The sequence below is a fragment of the Frankia sp. CcWB2 genome (assembly GCF_977927585.1).
In genome coordinates this window covers 1-4149 of record NZ_CDWRCM010000090.1, presented here as the reverse complement: position 1 = coordinate 4149, position 4149 = coordinate 1, and the positions used below count along the sequence as shown (strand labels likewise).

Genomic DNA, 4149 nt, shown 5'->3' with positions numbered 1-4149 from the left:
GGAAGCCCTGCGCAAGACCGTGGAGGCGTTCGCCCGCGAGGTGGTCGCCGCCGCGGCGGCGCGGCACGACGAGGAGAAGACGTTCCCGTACGAGGTCGTCGCGCAGATGGCCGACATGGGCCTGTTCGGTCTGCCGTTCCCGGCGGAGTACGGCGGGCAGGGCGCCGACTTCTTCGCCCTCTGCCTGGCCATCGAGGAACTGGCCCGGGCCGACTCGTCGGTGGCGATCACGCTGGAGGCCGGGGTTGGCCTCGGCGCGATGCCGATCTACCGGTTCGGCACGCCGGCACAGCGGGAGGAGTGGCTGCCGTTGCTCGCCAGCGGGCGGGCGTTGGCCGCGTTCGGGCTGACCGAACCAGAGGCGGGCAGCGACGCTGGCGGCACCCGCACCACCGCCCGGCTCGACGGCGGCGACTGGGTCATCAACGGCTCGAAGGCCTTCATCACCAACTCGGGTACCGACATCACCCGGCTCGTCACCGTCACCGCTGTCGCTGGGCGGACCCCGGCCGGGCGCAAGGAGATCTCGTCCATCCTGGTGCCGGTGCCCACCTCCGGCTTCACCGCCGGCCCGGCCTACTCGAAGGTCGGCTGGCATGCCTCCGACACCCACCCGCTGGCCTTCGACGACGTGCGGGTTCCTGCGGAGAATCTGCTCGGTGCGCGCGGCCGCGGCTATGCGAATTTCCTGCAGATCCTGGACGAGGGCCGGATCGCGATTTCCGCGCTGGCCGTCGGGCTGGCGCAGGCCTGCGTGGACGAGAGCGTGAAATACGCGAAGGGGACGTAATGAAGTAACAAATACGCGATCGAGAGCATCATCGCAGGTCACAGGCCTGTGGAGGGTTCGAAACGCGCAAGTTATTTCATTTCGACTCCGAAGCAGCGGGAGGCATTCGGCGCGCCGATCGGCCGCAACCAGGCAATCGCCTTCAAGATTGCCGAGATGGAGGTGCGGACGTACGTGGCCCGTGCCGCCTACTACGACGCGGCTTCCCGGATGCTCGCCGGCCTGCCCGTCAAGAAGGAGGCGGCGATGGCGAAGCTGTTCTCCTCGGAGGCGGCGGTGACGAATGCCCGCGAGGCCACGCAGATCCACGGCGGCTACGGGTTCATGAACGAATACCCGGTCGCCCGGCACTGGCGGGACGCCAAGATCCTGGAGATCGGCGAGGGCACCAGCGAGGTCCAGAAGATGCTGATCGCGCGCGAACTGGGTCTGTAGTGGCGAGGCTCGCCAGAACACTGCCGGCACCCCGCGAAAGATCATCAGTGGCTGGTGGCCGGCCCGGGTGCCGGGTGCCGCGTTCCCGCGGCGAGCAGGGCGGCCAGGCCGAGCTGGTGCAGCAGGTCCGCCAGCTGCGGCCGGCTCATCGTCACCGCGCTGTAGGGGGTGGAGTTCAGCAGGCCGAAGGTGGCGTGGACGGCGGCGCGGGCGGTGCCCTCGGCGAGTTCGGGGCTGCGGGCGCGCAGCTGGGCGGCCCAGAGCTCGACGTAGCCGCGTCGCAGCCGGCGCACGGTGTGCGCGTCGGCCGGGTTCAGGCTGCTCAGGTCGCGATCCTGAACGCGGATCAGTTCGGGTGAGTCGAGAGCGAAGGAGACGTGCCAGCGCACGAGCGCGTCCAGCGTGGCGTCCGGACTGGGGGTGCCGTCCGGACTGGGCACCGCGGCCGCGCGACGGGTGCCCTCGGTGAGCAGGCGTTCACTAATGCCGATCAGCAGTTTGCCGAGGATCGCCTGCTTACTCGGGAAATGCTTGTACAACGCCGGCCCGGAGACGCCCGCGGCCCGGCCAATGTCGTTGATGCTCACCCCGTGGTACCCGCGCTCGGCCATCAGCCGGGCCACGGCGGCGAGGATGCGCTCCCGGCGCGATCCTGCTGGCGGCGGTTCTTCGAGGCTGAAGGACACGGTCGGCACATTACCGCCTTCCGGGACAGCCGGTGCCCGCCTGGTTAATACTGGCTAACTCAGGTTCTCAGTTGTCCGGCCCGGCCCGTGCCGGTTCACGCGGGGCCGCGGCCCGGCGCTCCACCGGTCCGAACAGGACGATCAACGGCACCAGGAAGAGTGCGGGCAGGATCACCCACAGCGGCCGCCCGGCCCACCAGGCCGCGGTCGGTTCTTCGGGCATCGGCAGCCCGACCGCCCGCATCGTGACCATCGCGAGCAGCAGGGCCGTCATGTGCCACAGGAACACGGTCATGATTACGGCGTTGCCCGTGACGACCGCCGCCCACGGCCGGCGCCGGGTCAGCATTCGGTTCAGGGCGGGTACGGCGAGCAGTATCAGACCGAGCTGGAAGACGGCGAGCACGGCGATCGCAGCGGTTGTCGGGAACATGTTGCTGAGCCTGGTTCCCTCGGTGGCGACCATCGATCGCGGATACTCGTCGAGCGTCGTCACCAGGGCCAGACCCGCCAGCCCGCAGAGCGCCGTCAGCAGCGCCCGCCGCGGCCCGCGCAGGGCGCCGTCCCGCCAGAAATACCCGAGCTGGTGGGCGAACACCCAGACGAGACCGGTGTTGACATAGCCGAACACCGTGCTGCCGGTGCCGAACCGCGCCAGGTCGACGAGCGCCACGGCCGCGCCCAGCAGCAGGATGAACCGGCAGCCGAACCGCCGATGGACCGCCGCGGTCACCGGCACGGCCAGGATGACCCCCAGGTACGCCGCGAGAAACCACAGCGGCACCAGCACAGCCCGTCCATAGCGCAGCAGACCCGGGTAGTCGGGGACCGCGAGCAGCAGGACGGCGTCGACCGCCGCCCAGATAACGGCGAACACCGCCATCGGGGGCAGCAGGCGGCGCAGCCGCCCCCGCAGGAAGCGCCGCGCCCGCGGGCCCCAGGGAAGCGCGGGATCACCGCGCGGAGACCCGGGGGCGCGACCGGCCGCGTCCCAGGCCGCCAGGTGGGCGAAGCCACCGATGACGAAGAACACCGGCATCACCTGGAGCAGCCAGGTCGCGAGCCAGGCGAACGGTATCCGCGCGATCGGATTGGGCATCACGAGAACGCCCCCGCGAAAGTGGTCGATGGACAGGGCCCAGTGCCACAGCACCACGACACAGACGCTCGCCAGGCGCAGGAAGTCGACGTCGCGCGCCCGGGACGGCGGGGTGGACTCGATGAGTCGGTCCATGGAGCGCAGCCCGCCCCACGGTGACCACACACCGCCAGGCTGCCAGACGCGGCGCCCCGGCGATCGCCGGGACGGACCCGGCGGGCCGCACGCTCACCCCATGACAGCAGACCTTGTCGGGCAGCCGGACCAGCGGTCTAGGAAGTCGCCCGCGCGGGCAGGGGGAGGGGGAGCGCGGGCAGGCCGTCGACGCTCGTGCCGTTGAACTCCTTCGACGCGCAGTAGGCGGCGAACTCCTCGTCGGTCTTGCGGTCGAAATACTGGGCGTGCAGTGGCCGTTCCTCGCGGTAGTCCATGAACGGGACGGCGTACCCGCAGCTGTCGCTGATCCGTTCCGCCGCGACGAGGATGACGGCGCGCAGCCCGGCGGCGCCCGCCTGCTCGGCGTCGAAGTGGGTGAGCAGCTCGGGGAAGCGGGGATCGTCCCGGAAGACCGGTTCGCCGCGGCCGTGCACCCGCACGATGGTCGGTGGCCCGGTGAAGGCGCACCACATCAGGGTGATCCGGCCGTTCTCGCGTAGGTGGGCGATGGTCTCCGCGTGGCTGCCGCCGAAGTCCAGGTAGGCCAGGGTCCGTTCGTCGAGCACGGCGAGCGTGCCGGCCCGACCCTTCGGGGAGATGTTCACGCTGCCCTGGGCGGACAGCGGCGCCGACGCCACGAAGAAGATCACCTGCTCCTCGATGAACGCCCGGAGCCGACCGTCGATGCGCTCGTAGGTCTTTCCCATCCCCTCAGTATCGGCCTCGTCTCGACAGCGTTACATCGTTTTCCGGCTGGCCGGAATCCGACCGGCCGGGGAGATGCGGGCCGGCATGACGAAGAAGACCGAATGTTGACCCTCCACGGCCGGATCGGATGGGGCACAGTGGCGAAATGGACCCGAGACGTGATCCGGCGAGGCTCAGCCTCGCCAGCTACCCTCTGAGCCAGACGATGCCCACGCGGTTCAGCGACATGGACAGCTTCGGTCACCTTAATAACGTCGCCGTCGCCTCGTTGTACG

At 70.0% G+C, this 4149-nt stretch carries 3 protein-coding genes and 1 pseudogene; 1 reads left to right on the top strand and 3 read right to left on the bottom strand.

Translation table 11 applies throughout. The features are described 5' to 3' along the window. Window positions 1-1225 (top strand): annotated as a pseudogene (locus ACY45C_RS11430) (acyl-CoA dehydrogenase family protein); the annotation flags it as partial. Between the two features lie 44 nt (window positions 1226-1269). On the opposite strand, the gene ACY45C_RS11425 reads toward ACY45C_RS11430, so the two are convergent. The 3 genes from ACY45C_RS11425 to ACY45C_RS11415 form a co-directional block, all read right to left on the bottom strand. Then, window positions 1270-1920 (bottom strand): TetR/AcrR family transcriptional regulator, encoded by a 651-nt coding sequence (locus tag ACY45C_RS11425; protein ID WP_462187595.1) that lies wholly within the window; start codon window positions 1918-1920, stop codon window positions 1270-1272. A 58-nt stretch (window positions 1921-1978) separates the two neighbouring features. Beyond that, window positions 1979-3145 carry an acyltransferase family protein gene (locus ACY45C_RS11420; RefSeq protein WP_462187594.1) on the bottom strand — a complete coding sequence of 389 codons (1167 nt, stop codon included), beginning with the start codon at window positions 3143-3145 and terminating at the stop codon, window positions 1979-1981. A 137-nt stretch (window positions 3146-3282) separates the two neighbouring features. Beyond that, window positions 3283-3873: a pyridoxamine 5'-phosphate oxidase family protein gene (locus ACY45C_RS11415; RefSeq protein WP_462187593.1), complete on the bottom strand. Its 591-nt coding sequence runs from the start codon at window positions 3871-3873 to the stop codon at window positions 3283-3285. Between the last annotated feature and the right edge of the window lie 276 nt (window positions 3874-4149).

What these genes read in the sequence shown, in the direction of transcription:
- ACY45C_RS11420 (WP_462187594.1), bottom strand. Translation starts at nt 3,145, where the DNA reads ATGGACCGACTCATCGAGTCCACCCCGCCGTCCCGGGCGCGCGACGTC.
- ACY45C_RS11415 (WP_462187593.1), bottom strand. Translation starts at nt 3,873, where the DNA reads ATGGGAAAGACCTACGAGCGCATCGACGGTCGGCTCCGGGCGTTCATC.